Below are 17,594 nucleotides of genomic sequence, written 5' to 3'. Positions count from 1 at the left end.
AGGAGAGGAGTTCCTGCCGGCCGCTTCGCGGTACTGCGTCAGTTCACAGCGTGGTGACGGTGCCACCAGCCGCGGTGATCTTCTCCACCGCGCTGCCGGAGAACTTGTGCGCGGTGACGTCGAGCTTGACGCCAGCGATGTCGCCGTCGCCCAGCACCTTCACCAGCTCGTTCTTGCGAACGGCGCCCGCGGCCACCAGGGCGGCCACGTCGACGGCGCCGCCCTGCGGGAACAGGCGGGCCAGGTCGGCGACGTTCACGACCTGGTACTCGGTGCGGAACGGGTTGCGGAAGCCCTTGAGCTTCGGCAGCCGCATGTGCAGCGGCAGGTTGCCACCCTCGAAGCGAGCCGGCACGTTCTTGCGTGCGCCGGTGCCCTTGGTGCCGCGACCCGCGGTCTTGCCCTTGGAACCCTCACCGCGGCCGACCCGGGTCTTCGCCGTCTTGGCGCCGGGAGCCGGGCGGAGGTGGTGGATCTTGATGGTCATCAGTTGACCTCCTCCACGACCACCAGGTGGCGCACCGTGTGGATCAGGCCCCGGTTGACGGGGTTGTCCTCACGCACGACCGACTGGCGGATCTTGCGCAGACCCAGCGTCCGCAACGAGTCGCGGTGGTTCTGCTTGGTACCGATGCTGCTCTTGACCTGAGTCACCTTGAGCTGCGCCATGGTCACACCCCCTGCCCGGCACGGGCACGCAGCATGCCGGCGGGAGCGACGTCCTCCAGCGGCAGGCCACGGCGGGCGGCGACCTCCTCGGGGCGCTGCAGGCCCTTCAGGGCGGCCACGGTGGCGTGCACGATGTTGATGGCGTTGTCGCTGCCCAGCGACTTGCTCAGCACGTCGTGCACACCCGCGCACTCCAGGACGGCGCGCACCGGGCCACCGGCAATGACACCGGTACCGGCGCTGGCCGGGCGCAGCAGCACCACGCCGGCGGCCTTCTCGCCCTGGATCGGGTGCGGGATGGTGCCGCCGATGCGAGGCACGCGGAAGAAGTTCTTCTTCGCCTCCTCGACACCCTTGGCGATGGCGGCCGGAACTTCCTTGGCCTTGCCGTAGCCGACGCCCACCATGCCGTCGCCGTCGCCGACGATCACCAGCGCGGTGAAGCTGAACCGACGACCACCCTTGACGACCTTCGCCACCCGGTTGATGGCGACGACGCGCTCGAGGTGCGGGGTCTTCTCCTGGGCCGCCCCGCCACGGCCACCGTCACGACGGTCGCGGCGCTCTCCGCGCTCGCCACCGCCGCCTTCGCGACGCGTGCGTCCCGGCATCAGACGGCCCTCTCAATTCCAGTGATGTGCATGTTCAGAACTCCAGCCCCGCCTCGCGGGCGGCGTCCGCCAGCGCGGCGATCCGGCCGTGGTAGTCGTAACCGCCGCGGTCGAAGACGACCTTGTCGATGCCGGCTTCCTTGGCGCGGGCCGCGACCAGCTGGCCCACCTTGGTGGCGCGGGCCTTCTTGTCGCCGTCCATCGCGCGCACGTCCGCCTCCAGGCTGGAGGCCGACACCAGCGTGTGGCCGGCGATGTCGTCGATGACCTGCACGACGATGTGCCGCGAGGAGCGGTTGACGACCATGCGCGGACGCTCGGGCGTGCCGCTGATCTTCTTGCGAAGCCGGAAGTGACGACGGGCCCGCGCGACACGGCGCCGGGTCGACACGTCCTTGCCGACCGGCTTCCTCTTGGTAGCAGTGGACTCAGCCATGATCACTTACCCGTCTTCCCGACCTTGCGGCGGATCTTCTCGCCCGCGTAGCGCACGCCCTTGCCCTTGTACGGGTCGGGCTTGCGCAGCTTGCGGATGTTGGCGGCGACCTCGCCGACCAACTGCTTGTCGATGCCCTGGACGGAGAACTTGGTCGGGGTCTCCACCACGAAGGTGATGCCCTGCGGCGCCTTCACCGGCACGGGGTGGCTGTAACCCAGCGCGAACTCCAGGTCGGAACCCTTGAGCTGCACGCGGTAGCCGACGCCGGTGATCTCCATCTTCTTCTCGTAACCCTGGGTCACGCCGATGATCAGGTTGTTGATCAGCGTGCGGGACAGGCCGTGCAGCGAGCGCGAGAGGCGCTCGTCGTCCGGCCGGGTCACCTGGAGCGTGCCGTCCTCGGCCCGCTCGATCTTGATCGGCTCGGCCACGGTGTGCTCCAGGGTGCCCTTCGGCCCCTTCACGTTCACCAGCTGACCGTCGATCTTCACGTCGACCCCGGAGGGGACGGTGATGGGCAGCCTTCCAATGCGCGACATCGTCAGTCCCCCTTCCTCACCACACGTAGGCGAGGACTTCCCCGCCCACACCCTGCTTGCCCGCCTGCCGGTCGGTCACCAGACCGCCGGAGGTGGAGATGATGGCGACACCCAGCCCACCGAGCACCTTGGGCAGGTTGGTCGACTTCGCGTAGACCCGCAGACCCGGCTTGGACACGCGCCGGACGCCGGCGATGCTCCGCTCCCGGTTCGGGCCGTACTTCAGCTCGACGACAAGGTTCTTGCCCTTCTCGCCCTGCTGGTCGCGGTAGCCGGCGATGTAGCCCTCGCGCTTGAGGATCTCGGCGATGTTCGCCTTGAGCTTCGAGTGCGGCATCACGACCTCGTCGTGGTATGCCGAGTTTGCGTTCCGCAGACGCGTCAACATGTCTGCGATCGGGTCGGTCATCGTCATGGTGACCTGTCAACCTTTCTCGCCCTGGTTCCCATCGGGCCTTGGGCGAAGTGGGGTGGTGCGGGGTCTAACGCCTTACCAGCTGGACTTGTGCACACCCGGCAGCTCGCCGCGGTGCGCCATGGTCCGCAGGCAGATCCGGCACAGGCCGAACTTGCGGAACACGGCGTGCGGACGGCCGCACTTCTGGCAGCGGGTGTAGGCACGCACGGCGAACTTCTGCTTGCCGGCCGCCTTGTTGATCAGCGCCTTCTTGGCCATCGGCTCAGTTCTCCTTGAACGGGAAGCCGAGGTGCTTGAGCAGCGCCCGACCCTCGTCGTCGTTGATTGCCGTGGTCACGACGGTGATGTCCATGCCACGGGGACGGTCGATCGAGTCGGGGTCGATCTCGTGGAACATCGACTGCTCGTTCAGCCCGAACGTGTAGTTGCCGTTGCCGTCGAACTGCTTGCCCGACAGGCCGCGGAAGTCGCGGATACGGGGCAGCGCGATGGTCAGCAGGCGGTCGAGGAACTCCCACATGCGGTCGCCGCGCAGGGTCACCCGCGCGCCGATCGGCATGCCCTCGCGCAGCTTGAACTGCGCGATGGACTTGCGGGCCTTGCGGACCTCGGGACGCTGGCCGGTGATCGTGGCCAGGTCGCGGACCGCGCCCTCGATCAGCTTGCCGTCACGGGCGGCGTCGCCGACGCCCATGTTCACGACGACCTTGACGACACCCGGGATCTGCATCACGTTGTCGTAGGCGAACTGCTCCTGCAGCGCCGGCACGATCTCGCTGCGGTAGCGGCTCTTCAGCCGCGGCAGGACCTTCTCAGTAGTGGTCATGATCAGATGTCCTTACCGTTGCGGCGGGAGACGCGCACGCGCCGACCGTCGTCGTTCGTGCGGTAGCCGACGCGGGCCGGCTTGCCGTCCGAGTCCACGACCATCACGTTGCTCACGTGGATGGGCGCTTCCTGGGTGACGATGCCACCGGACTGCGCACCACGCTGGGTCTGGGTGATCCGGGTGTGCTTCTTGATCCGGTTCACGCCCTCGACCAGGACCCGGTTCTGCTCCGGGTAGGCCTGGATGACCTTGCCCTTGGCGCCCTTGTCCTTGCCCGCGATGACCACGACCGTGTCGCCCTTGCGCACCTTCATCACAACACCTCCGGCGCGAGCGAGATGATCTTCATGAAACGCTTGTCACGCAGCTCGCGGCCGACCGGGCCGAAGATGCGGGTGCCCCGCGGCTCGTTGTCGGGCTTGATGAGCACGGCGGCGTTCTCGTCGAACCGGATGTACGAGCCGTCCGGACGCCGCTTCTCCTTGACGGTGCGCACGACGACGGCCTTGACGACGTCGCCCTTCTTCACACCGGCGCCGGGGATGGCGTCCTTCACCGTGGCGACGATGATGTCGCCGATGCCCGCGTAGCGACGCGAGGAACCGCCGAGCACGCGGATGCAAAGGATCTCCTTCGCACCGGTGTTGTCGGCGACCCGCAGTCGCGACTCCTGCTGAATCACTTACAGCTCCTGACCATCGATGGCCTGCCAGATTTCCGACCTGACAGGCTCGGTCTGCTTGTTACTTGGCCTTCTCGAGGACCTCGACCAGCCGCCAGCGCTTGGTCGCCGACAGCGGACGGGTCTCCATCAGCAGGACGCGGTCGCCGATGCCGGCCACGTTCTCCTCGTCGTGCGCCTTCACCTTGGTCGTGGTCCGCATGACCTTGCCGTACAGCGGGTGCTTCTTGCGGTCCTCGAGGGAGACGACGATCGTCTTCTCCATCTTGTTGGACACGACAAGGCCCTCGCGCACCTTGCGGTCGTTGCGGCTCACAGCCTCGTTGGTCTCACTCATGCGGCACCCTCACCAGTCGTAACGTCGTCGGGCGACACGGAAAGACCGAGCTCCCGCTCCCGCATCACGGTGTAGACGCGGGCGATGTCGTGACGGACCGTGCGCAGCCGGCGGTTGTTGTCCAGCTGACCGGTGGCCATCTGGAAACGGAGGTTGAACAGCTCCTCCTTGGCCTCCCGAAGGCGCAGCACGAGCTCCTCGTCGGTGAGCTCACGCAGCTCTGCGGCCGTGGTACCCGCTGCCATCAGAAGTCACCACCTTCACGCGTGACGATCCGGCACTTCAGCGGCAGCTTGTGGATGGCGCGGCGCAGCGCCTCCCGAGCGACCGTCTCGTTCGGGTAGCTCATCTCGAAGAGCACCCGGCCGGGCTTGACGTTGGCCACCCAGTACTCGGGCGAGCCCTTACCGGAACCCATGCGGGTTTCCGCCGGCTTCTTGGTCAGCGGGCGGTCCGGGAAGATGTTGATCCAGACCTTGCCGCCACGACGGATGTGCCGGTTGATGGCGATACGAGCGGACTCGATCTGCCGGTTGGTCACGTAGGCCGGCTCCAGCGCCTGGATGCCGAACTCGCCGAAGGTGACACGCGTGCCACCCTTGGCCGCACCACTCCGCTTCGGGTGGTGCTGCTTGCGGTGCTTGACCCTACGCGGGATGAGCACTACTCAGCCCTCCCCATTGCCAGTGGTGGTCGCCTCGACGGCCGGGGCCTCGGTGGCGGCGGCGTTCGCCTCGGCGGCCGCGCGGCCGGCCTCGGTGCTCGTCGCGGTGGTGCCGGCCGAGCCGGAGCGGCGGGCGCGGTTGGGACGCTCGCGACGCTGCTGCGGACGGTCGGCGCCGGCCGGGGCCGCGGTGTCGCGGGAGCGGAAGCCGCCGACCACGTCACCCTTGTAGATCCACACCTTCACGCCGATGCGGCCGAAGGTGGTGCGGGCCTCGAAGAAGCCGTAGTCGATGTCGGCACGCAGCGTGTGCAGCGGGACGCGACCCTCGCGGTAGAACTCCGAGCGGGACATCTCGGCGCCGCCGAGACGGCCGCCGCACTGCACCCGGATGCCCTTGACCTGCGGCGAGCGCATGGCCGACTGCATGGCCTTGCGCATCGCGCGCCGGAACGACACGCGGTTGGACAGCTGCTCGGCGGTCACCTGGGCGACCAGCTGAGCGTCCGACTCGGGGTTCTTGACCTCGAGAATGTTCAGCTGGACCTGCTTGGCGGTCAGCTTCTCCAGCTCGCCCCGGATGCGATCGGCCTCGGCGCCGCGGCGGCCGATGACGATGCCCGGACGGGCGGTGTGGATGTCGACGCGGACCCGGTCCCGGGTGCGCTCGATCTCCACCTTGGAGATGCCGGCCCGCTCCATGCCCTTGCTCAGCATCTTGCGGATCTTGACGTCTTCCGCCACGTACTCCGCGTACTGCTTGTCCGCGTACCAGCGGGACTTCCAGTCGGTGGTGATACCAAGGCGGAAGCCGTGCGGGTTGATCTTCTGACCCACTACTGGGCCCCCTTCTTGGCTCGAGACTTGCCGGCCTTCTTCTCGACCGGACGGGACTCGACCTCGATCGTGATGTGGCTCGTCCGCTTGCGGATCCGGTAGGCCCGGCCCTGCGCGCGCGGGCGGAATCGCTTCAGCGTCGGCCCCTCGTCCACGTACGCGCTGGACACCCACAGGGTGTCGCGGTCGAGGCTGAGGTTGTTCTCGGCGTTGGCCATGGCGCTGGCGAGCACCTTGGCCACCGGCTCGCTCGCCGCCTGCGGCGCGAACTGCAGCACGGCCAGGGCCTCCGTGGCGTTGCGGCCACGGATGAGGTCGACCACACGGCGTGCCTTCATGGCGGTCAGGCGGACGTAGCGGGCCCGCGCCACGGCGCGCGGCAGCTCCTCCGCGCCGGTCGCGTTGTCAGCCATTGCTTGTTACCCCTTGCTCCTGTCCGGCCCGCTCAGCGGCGGCGCGACTTCCGGTCGTCCTTGATGTGACCCTTGAAGGTCCGAGTCGGGGCGAACTCGCCCAACTTGTGACCCACCATGGCCTCGCTGACGAACACCGGAACGTGCTTGCGGCCGTCGTGCACCGCGATGGTGTGCCCCAGCATGTCGGGGATGATCGTCGACCGGCGGGACCAGGTCTTGATCACGGTCTTCTTGCCCGACTCGTTGAGGGCGTCCACCTTCTTGAGCAGGTGGTCGTCAACGAAGGGGCCCTTCTTCAGGCTGCGTGGCATCCTTCACTCCCTTCCTGCTCAGCGCTTCTTACCGGTGCGACGACGCCGGACGATGAGCTTGTCGCTTGCCTTGCGGCGGCGGGTACGGCCTTCGGGCTTACCGGCCGGGTTCACCGGGTGGCGACCACCGGAGGTCTTGCCCTCACCACCACCGTGCGGGTGGTCGACCGGGTTCATGGCAACACCACGCACCGTGGGCTTGCGGCCCTTCCAGCGCATGCGGCCGGCCTTGCCCCAGTTGATGTTGGCGTGCTCGGAGTTGCCGACCTCGCCCACCGTGGCGCGGCAGCGCACGTCCACGTTGCGGATCTCGCCCGAGGGCATCCGCAGCTGGGCGTACGGGCCGTCCTTGGCCACCAGCTGCACCCGGGCGCCGGCGGAGCGGGCGATCTTCGCGCCGCCGCCGGGGCGGAGCTCGATCGCGTGCACCACGGTGCCGACCGGGATGTTGCGCAGCGGGAGGTTGTTGCCCGGCTTGATGTCAGCGCGCGGGCCGTTCTCCACGGTGTCGCCCTGAGCCAGCCGGTTCGGGGCGATGATGTAGCGCTTCTCGCCGTCCGCGTAGTGCAGCAGCGCGATGCGCGCGGTGCGGTTCGGGTCGTACTCGATGTGCGCGACCTTGGCCGGCACGCCGTCCTTGTCGGCCCGACGGAAGTCGATCAGGCGGTACGCCCGCTTGTGACCGCCGCCCTTGTGCCGAGTGGTGATCTTGCCGTGCGCGTTGCGACCGCCACGGCCGTGCAGCGGACGCACGAGCGACTTCTCCGGCGTCGACCGAGTGATCTCGGCGAAGTCGGACACGCTCGCACCGCGACGGCCAGGCGTCGTCGGCTTGTACTTGCGAATGCCCATGTCAGATCAGCAGTCCTCAGTCATCAGGCGGTCGGGCCGCCGAAGATCTCGATCGCCTTGCTCTCCGGGGAGAGGGTGACGATCGCGCGCTTCGTGTCCTTGCGCTTGCCGAAGCCGGACCGGGTCCGCTTCCGCTTGCCCTGGCGGTTGATCGTGTTGACGCTCAGGACCTTGACGCCGAAGACCTTCTCGACCGCGATCTTGATCTGCGTCTTGTTGGCGTCCGGAGCCACCAGGAAGGTGTACTTGTTCTCCTCGAGAAGGCCGTAGCTCTTCTCGGAGATCACCGGCGAGAGCAGGATGTCCCTGTGGTCGGGGATCATTCGTCAGACCTCCTCGGTCAGCTCGGACGAGCGGGCCGTGGCCTTGACCGAACGACCCTTGGTCGGGCCGGCGATGAACAGCTCGTACGCGTCCTTGGTGAACACGACGTCGTCGTTGACCAGCACGTCGTAGGTGTTCAGCTGGTCCGGCGCGATCGGGTGCACGTTGGCCAGGTTGCGCACGCTCAGCCAGTCCCGCTCCTCGAAGCGGCCCAGCACGACGAGCGTGCGGCGCGACTCGGTGATGGCGGCGAGCGCGACGCGAGCGGCCTTGGTGGACGGCTTGTCGCCCTCGACCAGGGAGCTCACCACGTGCAGCCGGCCGGCGCGGGCCCGGTCGGACAGCGCACCGCGCAGCGCGGCGGCCTTCATCTTCTTCGGCGTCCGCTGCGAGTAGTCGCGGGGCTGGGGGCCGTGCGCGGTGCCACCGCCGGCGAACTGCGGCGAACGGGTCGAGCCCTGGCGGGCGCGGCCGGTGCCCTTCTGCCGGTAGGGCTTCTTGCCACCGCCGCGGACGTCGCCGCGGGTCTTGGTGGCGTGCGTGCCCTGGCGGGCCGCGGCCAGCTGGGCCACGACGACCTGGTGCATCAGCGGAATGTTCGCCTGCACGTCGAAGATCTCGGCGGGCAGCTCGACGCTGCCGCCGGCCTCACCAGAGGCGTTGCGAATGTCCAGGGTGGTCATCAGGCATCGCCCTTCGCGGCCGTCTTGACGAACACCAGGCCACCCTTGGGGCCGGGGATGGCGCCCTTGATGAGCAGCAGGCCGGACTCGGCCTCCACCTGGTGCACGGTCAGGTTCTGGGTGGTGACGCGGGCGTGGCCCATCCGGCCGGCCATGCGCACACCCTTGAACACGCGACCCGGGGTGGCGCAGCCACCGATGGAGCCGGGCGAGCGGTGCTTGCGCTGCACGCCGTGGCCGGCGCCCAGGCCCTTGAAGCCGTGGCGCTTCATCACACCGGCGTAGCCCTTGCCCTTGCTGGTGCCGACGACGTCGACGACCGAGCCGGCGGGGAACACCTCGGCGGTGATCTCCTGGCCGACCTCGTAGGTCTCGGCGTCCGTGGTGCGCAGCTCGGCGACGTGGCGACGCGGCGTCACACCGGCCTTGGCGAAGTGCCCGGCGCGCGGCTTGTTCACCTTGCGCGGGTCGATGGCGCCGAAGGCCAGCTGGACGGCGGTGTAGCCGTCCTTCTCCTGCGTACGGATCTGGGTGACGACATTGGGCCCGGCCTTGACGACCGTGACCGGCACAACCCGGTTCTTGTCGTCGAAGACCTGGGTCATGCCGAGCTTGGTGCCCAGGATCCCCTTGATCTGCTTGTCAGACATGAGTTCGTTACTCTCCGCCGCCGCGCGCTTACTGGATGTTGACGTCGACGCTGGCCGGCAGGTCGATGCGCATGAGCGCGTCGACCGTCTTCGGCGTCGGGTCGAGGATGTCGATCAGCCGCTTGTGCGTGCGCATCTCGAAGTGCTCGCGCGAGTCCTTGTACTTGTGCGGCGAGCGAATGACGCAGTAGACGTTCTTCTCGGTCGGCAGCGGCACCGGCCCGACGACCCGAGCGCCGGTGCGCGTCACGGTCTCGACGATCTTGCGCGCGGACGCGTCGATCGCCTCGTGGTCGTAGGCCTTGAGCCGAATGCGGATCTTTTGTCCCGCCATGATGGCTTGCCGTTCCTCTTCTCGTACCGCTGCGGGCTGACTCGTGACGGGCCGGGGCCCAGCTCGGTGCCGCTCCCCTATTCACGAGTCAAATGTCATCAGGTGCCGGGGCCCTCCGGTCCACGCGGTCGGGCGTGTCGCCATTTCAGTGACACAGCTCCGACGCGCACACCAGCCCTACTGGGTGTTGCTCAGTCAGTAGGCGGGGTCCGGTCAGACCCTTACACCCAGGCCGTTGCGGCCCGTGTGGGTGCCGGCTTCTCGCAGCAGGGCGGCTGGTACGCGAACGAGCCAGCCGCCTCTGCAACGAGCAACCCGTTAAGGATGCCACACGCTGGTGCGGCGTCCAAATCGGGGCCGGCGAAGTGAGGGCCAGGTAACAAATGAATGTCACCTGGCCCTCACCGCACATTACTTGATGATCTTCTCGACGGTGCCGGCGCCGACGGTGCGGCCACCCTCGCGGATGGCGAACCGCAGGCCCTCGTCCATGGCGATCGGCTGGATCAGCTTGACCGTCATGTTCGTGGTGTCGCCCGGCATGACCATCTCGGTGCCCTCGGGGAGGGTCACGACGCCGGTCACGTCGGTGGTGCGGAAGTAGAACTGCGGCCGGTAGTTGTTGAAGAACGGCGTGTGCCGGCCACCCTCGTCCTTGGACAGGATGTAGACGTTGCCCGTGAACTCGGTGTGCGTGGTGGTGGTGCCCGGCTTGATCACGACCATGCCGCGCTCGACGTCCTCGCGCTTGACACCGCGGAGCAGCAGCGCGGCGTTGTCACCGGCGCGGCCCTCGTCGAGGAACTTCTTGAACATCTCGATGCTGGTGCAGGTCGTCTTGAAGCCCTTCTCGCGAATGCCCACGACCTCCACCTCCTCGTTCACCTTGACCACACCGCGCTCGATGCGGCCGGTGACGACGGTGCCACGACCGGTGATGGTGAAGACGTCCTCGACGGGCATGAGGAACGGCTTCTCGACCTCACGGACCGGCTCCGGGACGTTCTCGTCCACGGCGTCCATGAGCTCCAGCACCGACTGGGCCCACTTCTCGTCGCCCTCGAGGGCCTTCAGGCCGGACACGCGCACGACCGGCGCGTCGTCGCCGGGGAACTCCTGGTCCGAGAGCAGCTCGCGGACCTCGAGCTCGACGAGCTCCAGGATCTCCTCGTCGTCCACCATGTCGGCCTTGTTCAGGGCGACAACGATGTACGGCACGCCGACCTGACGGGCCAGCAGCACGTGCTCACGGGTCTGCGGCATCGGGCCGTCGGTCGCGGCGACCACCAGGATCGCGCCGTCCATCTGGGCGGCACCGGTGATCATGTTCTTGATGTAGTCCGCGTGACCGGGGGCGTCGACGTGCGCGTAGTGACGCTTCTCGGTCTGGTACTCGACGTGCGAGATGTTGATCGTGATGCCGCGCTGCTTCTCTTCCGGCGCCTTGTCGATCTGGTCGAACGCGAACGCGGCGTTCAGGTCCGGGTACTTGTCGGCCAGAACCTTGGTGATCGCCGCCGTCAGCGTGGTCTTGCCGTGGTCGACGTGACCAATGGTGCCGATGTTGACGTGCGGCTTGGTCCGCTCGAACTTCGCCTTCGCCACTGGATTGTCCTCCTGGACTTGTGTTGCTTCCGCCGCGCCGTTAGTGGTTGGTCGACGACGACGGTTACGTCAGGGTCGGATGTACGGCGTCCCGCGGGGAGATCCCCCGCGGGAGCCGCTGAAAGCGGTGGGGCTGCTTACTCCCCGGTCGCCTTCGCGATGATTTCCTTCGCCACGTTCGTGGGAACCTCGGCGTAGGAGTCGAACAGCATCGTGTAGTTCGCCCGACCCTGGGTCTTGGACCGCAGGTCGCCGACATACCCGAACATCTCCGACAGCGGAACCAGCGCCTTCACGACACGGGCACCGCTGCGCTCCTCCATCGCCTGAATCTGGCCACGGCGGGAGTTCAAGTCGCCGATGACGTCGCCCATGTAGTCCTCGGGCGTGGTCACCTCGACCGCCATCATCGGCTCGAGCAGAACCGGGTCCGCCTTGCGAGCGGCTTCCTTGAGCGCCATCGAACCGGCGATCTTGAATGCCATCTCGGACGAGTCGACCTCGTGGTAGGCGCCGTCCTGCAGCGTCACCTTGATGCCGACCAGCGGGTAGCCCGCCAGCACGCCGTACTGCATCGCGTCCTGGGCGCCGGCGTCGACCGACGGGATGTACTCCCGCGGCACGCGACCGCCGACGACCTTGTTCTCGAACTCGTACAGCGCACCGTCGGTGGTCTGCAGCGGCTCGACGTCGATGATGACCTTGGCGAACTGGCCGGAGCCACCGGTCTGCTTCTTGTGCGTGTAGGAGTACTTCTCCACCGCCCGGCGGATCGTCTCCCGGTAGGCCACCTGCGGCTTGCCGATGTTGGCCTCGACCTTGTAGTCGGACTTCATCCGGTTGACGAGCACCTCGAGGTGGAGCTCGCCCATGCCGGAGATGATCGTCTGACCGGTCTCCTCGTCCAGCTTGACCTGGAAGGTGGGGTCCTCCTCGGCCAGCTTCTGGATCGCGGTGCCCAGCTTCTCCTGGTCGGCCTTCGTCTTCGGCTCGATCGCCACCGAGATGACCGGGTCCGGGAAGGTCATCGACTCCAGCACGATCGGCTGCTGCGGGTCGCACAGGGTGTCACCGGTCGTGGTGTCCTTCAGACCGATGGCGGCGTAGATGTGGCCCGCGCGCGCCTCGTCGACCGGGTTCTCCTTGTTGGAGTGCATCTGGAACAGCTTGCCGATGCGCTCCTTGCGGTCCTTGGTCGAGTTGATGACCTGGGACCCCGCGGCGACCTTGCCCGAGTACACCCGGATGTAGGTCAGCTTGCCGAAGAACGGGTGGGCGGCGATCTTGAACGCGAGCGCCGAGAACGGCTCGTCCGCGGACGGCTTGCGCGAGGCCGGGGTCTCCCCGTCCTGCAGCGTGCCCTCCACCGGCGGCACGTCCAGCGGCGACGGCAGGTAGTCCACGACCGCGTCGAGCATGGGCTGCACGCCCTTGTTCTTGAACGCGGAGCCGCACAGCACCGGGTAGGCCAGGCGGTCGGTCACGATCTTGCGGATGCCCCGCTTGATCTCCTCGACCGTCAGCTCCTCGCCACCCAGGTAGCGCTCCATCAGGTCGTCGTCGGTCTCGGCGACGGCCTCGATCAGCTTCTCGCGGTACTCGGCGGCCTTGTCGGCGAGGTCGGCCGGGATCTCCTCGACCGTGTAGTCCTCACCCTTCTGGACCTCGCCGTGCCAGGTCAGCGCGCGCATCTGCACCAGGTCGACGACACCGACGAAGTCGTTCTCGGAGCCGATCGGCAGCTGGATGGGCAGCGGCTTGGCGCCCAGGCGCTCCTCGATGGTGCGCACGGTGAAGTAGAAGTCCGCGCCGAGCTTGTCCATCTTGTTGACGAAGCAGATACGCGGGACGTCGTACTTGGTCGCCTGCCGCCAGACCTGCTCGGACTGGGGCTCGACGCCCTCCTTGCCGTCGAAGACGGCGACGGCGCCGTCCAGGACCCGCAGCGAGCGCTCGACCTCGACGGTGAAGTCGACGTGCCCCGGCGTGTCGATGATGTTGATCTGGTGGTCGTTCCAGAAGCAGGTGGTCGCGGCGGACGTGATGGTGATGCCGCGCTTCTGCTCCTCCTCCATCCAGTCCATCGTCGCCGCGCCGTCGTGGACCTCACCGATCTTGTAGTTGATCCCGGTGTAGAACAGGATCCGCTCGGTGGTGGTGGTCTTTCCCGCGTCGATGTGGGCCATGATCCCGATGTTGCGGACCTTGGCCAGGTCAGTGAGCACTTCCTGTGCCACGGGTGTCTTCCTTGCTTTCGTGCGGCTGTGGTCGGTGCGGGTGGCGCCGATCCGTTGCGGCCGGCCCGATGGCCGGCCGCGCCCGAATCACCAGCGGTAGTGCGCGAAGGCCTTGTTGGACTCGGCCATCTTGTGGGTGTCCTCACGGCGCTTGACGCTGGCACCGAGACCGTTGCTGGCGTCCAGCAGCTCGTTCATCAGACGCTCGACCATGGTCTTCTCGCGCCGCTGGCGGGAGAAGGTGATCAGCCAGCGCAGCGCCAGCGTGGTGGAGCGGCCGGGCTTGACCTCGATCGGCACCTGGTAGGTGGCGCCACCGACACGGCGGCTCTTCACCTCGATGGCCGGCTTCACGTTGTCCAGCGCGCGCTTGAGCGTGACGACCGGGTCGGTGCCGGTCTTCTCGCGGGCGCCCTCCAGGGCCTGGTAGACGATGCGCTCGGCGACCGAGCGCTTGCCGTCCACGAGCACCTTGTTGATGAGCTGGGTCACCAGCGGGGAGCTGTAGACCGGGTCAGAGATCAGCGGCCGCTTCGGGGCCGGGCCCTTGCGGGGCATCAGCTCTTCTCCTTCTTCGCGCCGTAGCGGCTGCGCGCCTGCTTGCGGTTCTTCACACCCTGCGTGTCCAGCGAGCCACGGATGATCTTGTAGCGGACACCCGGAAGGTCCTTCACACGGCCGCCACGAACGAGCACCATCGAGTGCTCCTGCAGGTTGTGGCCCTCACCCGGGATGTAGGCCGTGACCTCGATCCCGCTGGTCAGCTTCACGCGGGCGACCTTGCGCAGCGCCGAGTTCGGCTTCTTGGGCGTAGTGGTGTAGACGCGGGTGCACACGCCGCGCCGCTGCGGGCTCCCCTTGAGAGCCGCGGTCTTGGTCTTCGCGACCTTGTCCTGGCGGCCCTTGCGGACCAGCTGCTGGATCGTGGGCATAGACCGGCTGCTTCTTCCGTTCGCGTCTTGGTGTCCTTGCGGGCACCGTGGACTCTGTGTACTTGGCCCCTCCGTCCCCCGAGGTCGGGCGTGTCGCCCGCTCACGGGACCCGCGAGAGACCAACTAGCTGTCCCAACGGTTTCCGGAGGACTTCCGTCGCCCTGAGGTCGACGCAGCCAGAGACTGCCATCCACAGGCACGCGGAGCGGCCCGACATGGGTCGGGCACGGATAACAAAGATACCTTCCCCGCGGCCCGAGGGTCAAAACGGGGGTCGGGTACGCACCGGACACGCGTGTCGCGCGTGGCGTGTCGCACTGCCGGAAGATCAAGAAGGAAGATCGGCAAGGCCCTCGGCATTCGTGTCGACAAGCATAGTCGACCGCGTGTTCGAGACCGCGCGGGGGCGATACGCGGACGGTGACCACGGCGATGCGGTATGTGTTTAACCCGGTACACCGACACGGGGAGAACTGGGGATGAATCAGGACACCGCCGCGCGCATCGACGCGTTTCGGCGCAATGTGGCGCAGGCGGAAAAGGACGCCGGCCGGTTCGAGCTGATGCAGCAGGAGATCGTCGCGATCGAAACGACGGAGACGTCGCGGGACGGCGGCGTCACCGTGGTCGCCGGGCCCTCGGGCGCGGTCCGGTCGATCACCATCAGCCCGTCCGCGATGAGCATGTCGGCGCCGGCGCTGTCCCGGCTGGTCACGACGACGTTCCAGCAGGCTGTGGCCAAGTCGGCCCGCCGGCAGGCCGAGATCGTGCAGCGCTACGCGGGCGACCGCACCGACATCGCGGCCAGGGTGAACAAGGTGCAGGAGGAGCTGGCCAACCCGCCGGAGCCGCAGGCCGACGGTTGGCACGAGGCCCCGCGGCAGCCCGAACCCCAGGTCCAGCCCCCGGTTCAGCAGTACGCGCCGCCACCGCAGGCGCAGCACACCGGAACCCAGCACGCGCAGCCGGCGCCCGACGAGTACGTCGACGACTCGATGCCCGAGGGCATCATGACCGATGACGACGACCGGCCTTCGACCCCGCCGGCCGCGCCGGCGCGGCGGTCGGATGACGACGAGGAGTTCCGCTTCGGCTCGGAGGAGTCGTTCTGATGGCCGAGGGATTCACCGTCGTCACCGAGGAACTGGCGCAATGCGGCAAGCGCGTGTCGTCGATGGCGAGCCAGGCCGAGTCGCTGCACGGGCGCGCCACCGCCGCCCAGGTTCCGTCCCGTTCATGGGGACTGCTCGGTGAATTGACGACGCACGGCAAGTACGTGGAATTGCAGAACCAGCTCACCGATCACCTGTCGAACATGACCAGCGGGCTGGACAACGCCGGGCAGCGCATTTCCAACACCGCGGATCTGTACCGGGAGATCGACGAGTACCACAAGAAGGAGATCGAGCAGGCCGGCGGCGACGAGGGCAGGGATCCCGGAAGGGCCGATCCCGGCCGGTCCGGCGGCCCGCGCGAGGGCAGTTCGGTCGACGGTGGCGGGCCCCGCAACACCAACACCGACCAGTACGGCGGCGCGGGCGGCGGCTGGCACGGTGGCGGACCCGTCGGCGGGGGCGGCGGACCCGTCGGCGGACCACCGCCGACGCCGCCCGTCGGCCGGCCGAAGATCCCGGCGCCGGCCACGCCGCCGGACCCGGGCATGGTGCCGGACCCCGGCCAGGACGGCCACCAGACCATGCACGGCAAGATCACCGTCGAGGTCGAGGGCGGCGGCCCCGTCACCGTCGAGGTGACCGGCGAGGCCCGGGAGGACGTCGAGGTCAAGGGCGACATCCAGCAGGCCGACGGGCTGACCGAGCACGTCGACGTGCATGCCCGGACCGACAACGCCGGCCACGCGAAGGTGGCGCTGAAGGATCCCTCGTACGAGCACATGAGCGGCACGCTGCTCCCGAGCACCCCCAAGGAGCAGGCATGACCTCGCTGCCCGTAGGCCACACCGACGTGCTCGACGAGATCTACGGCGCCGGCGCCGACGTGCACGCCACCGTCACCGAGATCGAGCAGTACGCGGCCGAGGCCGACGACTCCGGCGGCATCGACCCGCTGAACACGCTGATCAGCAAGGGCCTCGGCTTTGTCATCGACTACATCGAGCCGGTCAAGGAGGCACTGGAGCTGGTCACCGGCAGCCCGGACGCGCTGAACGCGGCCGCCGAGACCTACTCGCAGCTCTCGGCCGACATCGACCAGCTGGGCCAGCAGCTGCACGACGAGCTGACCGCCGGCTTCGCCAACTGGAAGGGCGACGCCTCGGACGTCGCCCACCAGGAGATGGCCACGTTCCTGGACGGCATCCACGGCACCGCGACGCTGGCCGGCTACATCGTGCAGCTGCTCAAGGCCAGCGCGTCGATGATGCAGGCGGCCAAGGACATCATCATCGGCATCCTGGCCGACTTCGTGGAGCAGATGCTGATCACGTGGGCGGTCGGGCTGGCCGGCACGATCTTCACCTTCGGCCTGTCCGACGCGGCGGCGACGGCGGCCACCGTCACCGAGGCCGGCGTCGCCGTGGGCAAGGCCGGCGCCGAGGTGTCCAAGGTCGGCAAGCTGATCGAGAAGGTCGGCAACCTGATCAAGAAGATCATGGACATGATCCGCAAGATCGCGGAGCTGCTGAAGAAGTTCGCCGCGAGCATCCAGAAGGTCGGTGGCCGGCTGGCCAAGGTCAGCGAGGAGATGGAGAAGGGCGCCGGCACGCTGGGCAAGCTCGTCGGCAAGGGAGTCGGCAAGGCCGGCGACAAGGTGATCGAGGTCGGGGCCAACGTCGGCAAGGTCGGCTCCCGGGTGAACGAGGCCGGCACCACCGTCGGCCGCATCGGCGAACACGTCATCGCCCGCGACGGCAAGGGCCTCACCGGCGACGTCAAGCAGCTCGGCGAGGACTGGGACCACATCACCGGCACCGCCAAGAGCGTCTTCGGCAGCGGCGAGAAGGCCGCCGAGGCCGGTTCCTCCGGGGAGAAGGAGGACGAGGGCTTCGACTGGAAGGGTGAGATCAAGGACGGGGCCAAGGAGATCTACGGCAGGGCCAAGGAGACCATGGACAACCTCCCCGAGCCCGAGCAGTCCGCCGAGGAGATCGACGACGAGCTGACGGTCGGCAGCGGCAGGTCCAACTACGAACGCGAGGCCGCGGAGCGCTGAGCCTTCGCCGCGCCGGGCGGTTCGCCCGCCATCTCCGGCAACGCAAGACGAAG

At 67.9% G+C, this 17,594-nt stretch carries 28 protein-coding genes; 3 read left to right on the top strand and 25 right to left on the bottom strand.

What is annotated here, in order from left to right; all coding sequences use genetic code 11:
- Nucleotides 1–43: 43 nt before the first annotated feature.
- From rplO to rpsL, 25 genes are all read right to left on the bottom strand, one after another.
- On the bottom strand, nucleotides 44–487 hold the full coding sequence (gene rplO, locus BJ998_RS22210) for a 50S ribosomal protein L15 (protein ID WP_184864459.1): 444 nt from the start codon (nucleotides 485–487) through the stop codon (nucleotides 44–46).
- On the bottom strand, nucleotides 487–669 hold the full coding sequence (gene rpmD, locus BJ998_RS22205) for a 50S ribosomal protein L30 (RefSeq protein ID WP_184864458.1): 183 nt from the start codon (nucleotides 667–669) through the stop codon (nucleotides 487–489). The genes rplO and rpmD overlap by 1 nt, the downstream gene beginning before the upstream one ends.
- Before the next feature lie 2 nt (nucleotides 670–671).
- Complete coding sequence (rpsE, locus tag BJ998_RS22200) at nucleotides 672–1,280, bottom strand: 30S ribosomal protein S5 (protein WP_043721544.1); 609 nt, start codon at nucleotides 1,278–1,280, stop codon at nucleotides 672–674.
- A 34-nt stretch (nucleotides 1,281–1,314) separates the two neighbouring features.
- Entirely contained in the window at nucleotides 1,315–1,716 is a 402-nt protein-coding gene (gene rplR / locus BJ998_RS22195) for a 50S ribosomal protein L18 (RefSeq protein WP_184864457.1), read from the bottom strand.
- Between the two features lie 2 nt (nucleotides 1,717–1,718).
- Complete coding sequence (rplF, locus tag BJ998_RS22190) at nucleotides 1,719–2,258, bottom strand: 50S ribosomal protein L6 (protein WP_184864456.1); 540 nt, start codon at nucleotides 2,256–2,258, stop codon at nucleotides 1,719–1,721.
- Between the two features lie 16 nt (nucleotides 2,259–2,274).
- On the bottom strand, nucleotides 2,275–2,673 hold the full coding sequence (gene rpsH / locus BJ998_RS22185) for a 30S ribosomal protein S8 (protein ID WP_184864455.1): 399 nt from the start codon (nucleotides 2,671–2,673) through the stop codon (nucleotides 2,275–2,277).
- 75 nt (nucleotides 2,674–2,748) lie between these two features.
- Nucleotides 2,749–2,934 carry a type Z 30S ribosomal protein S14 gene (locus tag BJ998_RS22180; RefSeq protein ID WP_184864454.1) on the bottom strand — a complete coding sequence of 62 codons (186 nt, stop codon included), beginning with the start codon at nucleotides 2,932–2,934 and terminating at the stop codon, nucleotides 2,749–2,751.
- Nucleotides 2,935–2,938: 4 nt separating this feature from the next.
- A complete protein-coding gene (rplE, locus tag BJ998_RS22175; protein WP_184864453.1) occupies nucleotides 2,939–3,502 on the bottom strand; it encodes a 50S ribosomal protein L5 in 564 nt (187 codons plus the stop codon).
- 2 nt (nucleotides 3,503–3,504) lie between these two features.
- Nucleotides 3,505–3,819 carry a 50S ribosomal protein L24 gene (gene rplX / locus BJ998_RS22170; RefSeq protein WP_184864452.1) on the bottom strand — a complete coding sequence of 105 codons (315 nt, stop codon included), beginning with the start codon at nucleotides 3,817–3,819 and terminating at the stop codon, nucleotides 3,505–3,507.
- Complete coding sequence (gene rplN, locus BJ998_RS22165; RefSeq protein ID WP_184864450.1) at nucleotides 3,819–4,187, bottom strand: 50S ribosomal protein L14; 369 nt, start codon at nucleotides 4,185–4,187, stop codon at nucleotides 3,819–3,821. Before rplN ends, rplX begins: the two co-directional genes overlap by 1 nt.
- A 61-nt stretch (nucleotides 4,188–4,248) precedes the next feature.
- Nucleotides 4,249–4,524 (bottom strand): 30S ribosomal protein S17, encoded by a 276-nt coding sequence (rpsQ, locus tag BJ998_RS22160; RefSeq protein WP_184864448.1) that lies wholly within the window; start codon nucleotides 4,522–4,524, stop codon nucleotides 4,249–4,251.
- Nucleotides 4,521–4,769: a 50S ribosomal protein L29 gene (rpmC, locus tag BJ998_RS22155; protein ID WP_184864446.1), complete on the bottom strand. Its 249-nt coding sequence runs from the start codon at nucleotides 4,767–4,769 to the stop codon at nucleotides 4,521–4,523. The genes rpsQ and rpmC overlap by 4 nt, the downstream gene beginning before the upstream one ends.
- On the bottom strand, nucleotides 4,769–5,188 hold the full coding sequence (gene rplP, locus BJ998_RS22150) for a 50S ribosomal protein L16 (protein ID WP_043721520.1): 420 nt from the start codon (nucleotides 5,186–5,188) through the stop codon (nucleotides 4,769–4,771). The genes rpmC and rplP overlap by 1 nt, the downstream gene beginning before the upstream one ends.
- 3 nt (nucleotides 5,189–5,191) lie before the next feature.
- Entirely contained in the window at nucleotides 5,192–6,025 is an 834-nt protein-coding gene (gene rpsC / locus BJ998_RS22145; protein ID WP_184864444.1) for a 30S ribosomal protein S3, read from the bottom strand.
- Entirely contained in the window at nucleotides 6,025–6,438 is a 414-nt protein-coding gene (rplV, locus tag BJ998_RS22140; protein ID WP_116172405.1) for a 50S ribosomal protein L22, read from the bottom strand. The genes rpsC and rplV overlap by 1 nt, the downstream gene beginning before the upstream one ends.
- A 32-nt stretch (nucleotides 6,439–6,470) precedes the next feature.
- Nucleotides 6,471–6,752: a 30S ribosomal protein S19 gene (rpsS, locus tag BJ998_RS22135; protein ID WP_033384221.1), complete on the bottom strand. Its 282-nt coding sequence runs from the start codon at nucleotides 6,750–6,752 to the stop codon at nucleotides 6,471–6,473.
- Nucleotides 6,753–6,770: 18 nt separating this feature from the next.
- Complete coding sequence (gene rplB / locus BJ998_RS22130) at nucleotides 6,771–7,604, bottom strand: 50S ribosomal protein L2 (RefSeq protein WP_184864443.1); 834 nt, start codon at nucleotides 7,602–7,604, stop codon at nucleotides 6,771–6,773.
- A gap of 23 nt (nucleotides 7,605–7,627) precedes the next feature.
- Nucleotides 7,628–7,927: a 50S ribosomal protein L23 gene (rplW, locus tag BJ998_RS22125; RefSeq protein WP_184864442.1), complete on the bottom strand. Its 300-nt coding sequence runs from the start codon at nucleotides 7,925–7,927 to the stop codon at nucleotides 7,628–7,630.
- 3 nt (nucleotides 7,928–7,930) lie between these two features.
- The gene (rplD, locus tag BJ998_RS22120; protein WP_184868854.1) at nucleotides 7,931–8,614 is read right to left on the bottom strand and encodes a 50S ribosomal protein L4; all 684 of its coding nucleotides are present in this window, start codon (nucleotides 8,612–8,614) and stop codon (nucleotides 7,931–7,933) included.
- Nucleotides 8,611–9,261 (bottom strand): 50S ribosomal protein L3, encoded by a 651-nt coding sequence (gene rplC, locus BJ998_RS22115; RefSeq protein WP_184864441.1) that lies wholly within the window; start codon nucleotides 9,259–9,261, stop codon nucleotides 8,611–8,613. Before rplC ends, rplD begins: the two co-directional genes overlap by 4 nt.
- Before the next feature lie 28 nt (nucleotides 9,262–9,289).
- Complete coding sequence (gene rpsJ, locus BJ998_RS22110) at nucleotides 9,290–9,595, bottom strand: 30S ribosomal protein S10 (RefSeq protein WP_003938093.1); 306 nt, start codon at nucleotides 9,593–9,595, stop codon at nucleotides 9,290–9,292.
- A 411-nt stretch (nucleotides 9,596–10,006) separates the two neighbouring features.
- Nucleotides 10,007–11,200, bottom strand: a complete 1,194-nt coding sequence (gene tuf, locus BJ998_RS22105) for an elongation factor Tu (protein ID WP_184864440.1) — start codon at nucleotides 11,198–11,200, stop codon at nucleotides 10,007–10,009.
- 137 nt (nucleotides 11,201–11,337) lie between these two features.
- Nucleotides 11,338–13,437: an elongation factor G gene (fusA, locus tag BJ998_RS22100; RefSeq protein WP_184864439.1), complete on the bottom strand. Its 2,100-nt coding sequence runs from the start codon at nucleotides 13,435–13,437 to the stop codon at nucleotides 11,338–11,340.
- 87 nt (nucleotides 13,438–13,524) lie between these two features.
- Nucleotides 13,525–13,995: a 30S ribosomal protein S7 gene (gene rpsG, locus BJ998_RS22095; protein ID WP_116172399.1), complete on the bottom strand. Its 471-nt coding sequence runs from the start codon at nucleotides 13,993–13,995 to the stop codon at nucleotides 13,525–13,527.
- On the bottom strand, nucleotides 13,995–14,369 hold the full coding sequence (rpsL, locus tag BJ998_RS22090; protein ID WP_025361387.1) for a 30S ribosomal protein S12: 375 nt from the start codon (nucleotides 14,367–14,369) through the stop codon (nucleotides 13,995–13,997). The genes rpsG and rpsL overlap by 1 nt, the downstream gene beginning before the upstream one ends.
- Before the next feature lie 480 nt (nucleotides 14,370–14,849).
- On the opposite strand from rpsL, the gene BJ998_RS22085 reads away from it, so the two are divergent.
- The 3 genes from BJ998_RS22085 to BJ998_RS22075 are packed head-to-tail and all read left to right on the top strand — an operon-like array spanning nucleotide 14,850 to nucleotide 17,541.
- Entirely contained in the window at nucleotides 14,850–15,482 is a 633-nt protein-coding gene (locus BJ998_RS22085; RefSeq protein ID WP_184864438.1) for a YbaB/EbfC family nucleoid-associated protein, read from the top strand.
- Entirely contained in the window at nucleotides 15,482–16,309 is an 828-nt protein-coding gene (locus BJ998_RS22080) for a WXG100 family type VII secretion target (RefSeq protein ID WP_184864437.1), read from the top strand. Before BJ998_RS22085 ends, BJ998_RS22080 begins: the two co-directional genes overlap by 1 nt.
- Nucleotides 16,306–17,541 (top strand): WXG100 family type VII secretion target, encoded by a 1,236-nt coding sequence (locus BJ998_RS22075; RefSeq protein WP_184864436.1) that lies wholly within the window; start codon nucleotides 16,306–16,308, stop codon nucleotides 17,539–17,541. The genes BJ998_RS22080 and BJ998_RS22075 overlap by 4 nt, the downstream gene beginning before the upstream one ends.
- Nucleotides 17,542–17,594 lie beyond the last annotated feature (53 nt).

Origin of the sequence: Kutzneria kofuensis, assembly GCF_014203355.1 — a bacterium.
Lineage (GTDB): Bacteria > Actinomycetota > Actinomycetes > Mycobacteriales > Pseudonocardiaceae > Kutzneria > Kutzneria kofuensis.
This window is presented reverse-complemented; position numbering and strand designations above follow the sequence as displayed.

Bases quoted from the DNA above. Each gene is read 5' to 3' on its own strand.
- rpsQ (WP_184864448.1), bottom strand. From the start codon at position 4,524: ATGAGTGAGACCAACGAGGCTGTGAGCCGCAACGACCGCAAGGTGCGC.
- rplO (WP_184864459.1), bottom strand. From the start codon at position 487: ATGACCATCAAGATCCACCACCTCCGCCCGGCTCCCGGCGCCAAGACG.
- rplX (WP_184864452.1), bottom strand. From the start codon at position 3,819: ATGAAGGTGCGCAAGGGCGACACGGTCGTGGTCATCGCGGGCAAGGAC.
- rpsJ (WP_003938093.1), bottom strand. From the start codon at position 9,595: ATGGCGGGACAAAAGATCCGCATTCGGCTCAAGGCCTACGACCACGAG.
- rpsE (WP_043721544.1), bottom strand. From the start codon at position 1,280: ATGCCGGGACGCACGCGTCGCGAAGGCGGCGGTGGCGAGCGCGGAGAG.
- rplV (WP_116172405.1), bottom strand. From the start codon at position 6,438: ATGGCTGACAACGCGACCGGCGCGGAGGAGCTGCCGCGCGCCGTGGCG.
- rplR (WP_184864457.1), bottom strand. From the start codon at position 1,716: ATGGCTGAGTCCACTGCTACCAAGAGGAAGCCGGTCGGCAAGGACGTG.
- rpsS (WP_033384221.1), bottom strand. From the start codon at position 6,752: ATGCCACGCAGCCTGAAGAAGGGCCCCTTCGTTGACGACCACCTGCTC.
- rplC (WP_184864441.1), bottom strand. From the start codon at position 9,261: ATGTCTGACAAGCAGATCAAGGGGATCCTGGGCACCAAGCTCGGCATG.
- rpsL (WP_025361387.1), bottom strand. From the start codon at position 14,369: ATGCCCACGATCCAGCAGCTGGTCCGCAAGGGCCGCCAGGACAAGGTC.
- rpsH (WP_184864455.1), bottom strand. From the start codon at position 2,673: ATGACGATGACCGACCCGATCGCAGACATGTTGACGCGTCTGCGGAAC.
- BJ998_RS22180 (WP_184864454.1), bottom strand. From the start codon at position 2,934: ATGGCCAAGAAGGCGCTGATCAACAAGGCGGCCGGCAAGCAGAAGTTC.
- BJ998_RS22075 (WP_184864436.1), top strand. From the start codon at position 16,306: ATGACCTCGCTGCCCGTAGGCCACACCGACGTGCTCGACGAGATCTAC.
- BJ998_RS22085 (WP_184864438.1), top strand. From the start codon at position 14,850: ATGAATCAGGACACCGCCGCGCGCATCGACGCGTTTCGGCGCAATGTG.
- rplF (WP_184864456.1), bottom strand. From the start codon at position 2,258: ATGTCGCGCATTGGAAGGCTGCCCATCACCGTCCCCTCCGGGGTCGAC.
- rplB (WP_184864443.1), bottom strand. From the start codon at position 7,604: ATGGGCATTCGCAAGTACAAGCCGACGACGCCTGGCCGTCGCGGTGCG.
- BJ998_RS22080 (WP_184864437.1), top strand. From the start codon at position 15,482: ATGGCCGAGGGATTCACCGTCGTCACCGAGGAACTGGCGCAATGCGGC.
- rplW (WP_184864442.1), bottom strand. From the start codon at position 7,927: ATGATCCCCGACCACAGGGACATCCTGCTCTCGCCGGTGATCTCCGAG.
- rpsG (WP_116172399.1), bottom strand. From the start codon at position 13,995: ATGCCCCGCAAGGGCCCGGCCCCGAAGCGGCCGCTGATCTCTGACCCG.
- rpmD (WP_184864458.1), bottom strand. From the start codon at position 669: ATGGCGCAGCTCAAGGTGACTCAGGTCAAGAGCAGCATCGGTACCAAG.
- rplE (WP_184864453.1), bottom strand. From the start codon at position 3,502: ATGACCACTACTGAGAAGGTCCTGCCGCGGCTGAAGAGCCGCTACCGC.
- rpmC (WP_184864446.1), bottom strand. From the start codon at position 4,769: ATGGCAGCGGGTACCACGGCCGCAGAGCTGCGTGAGCTCACCGACGAG.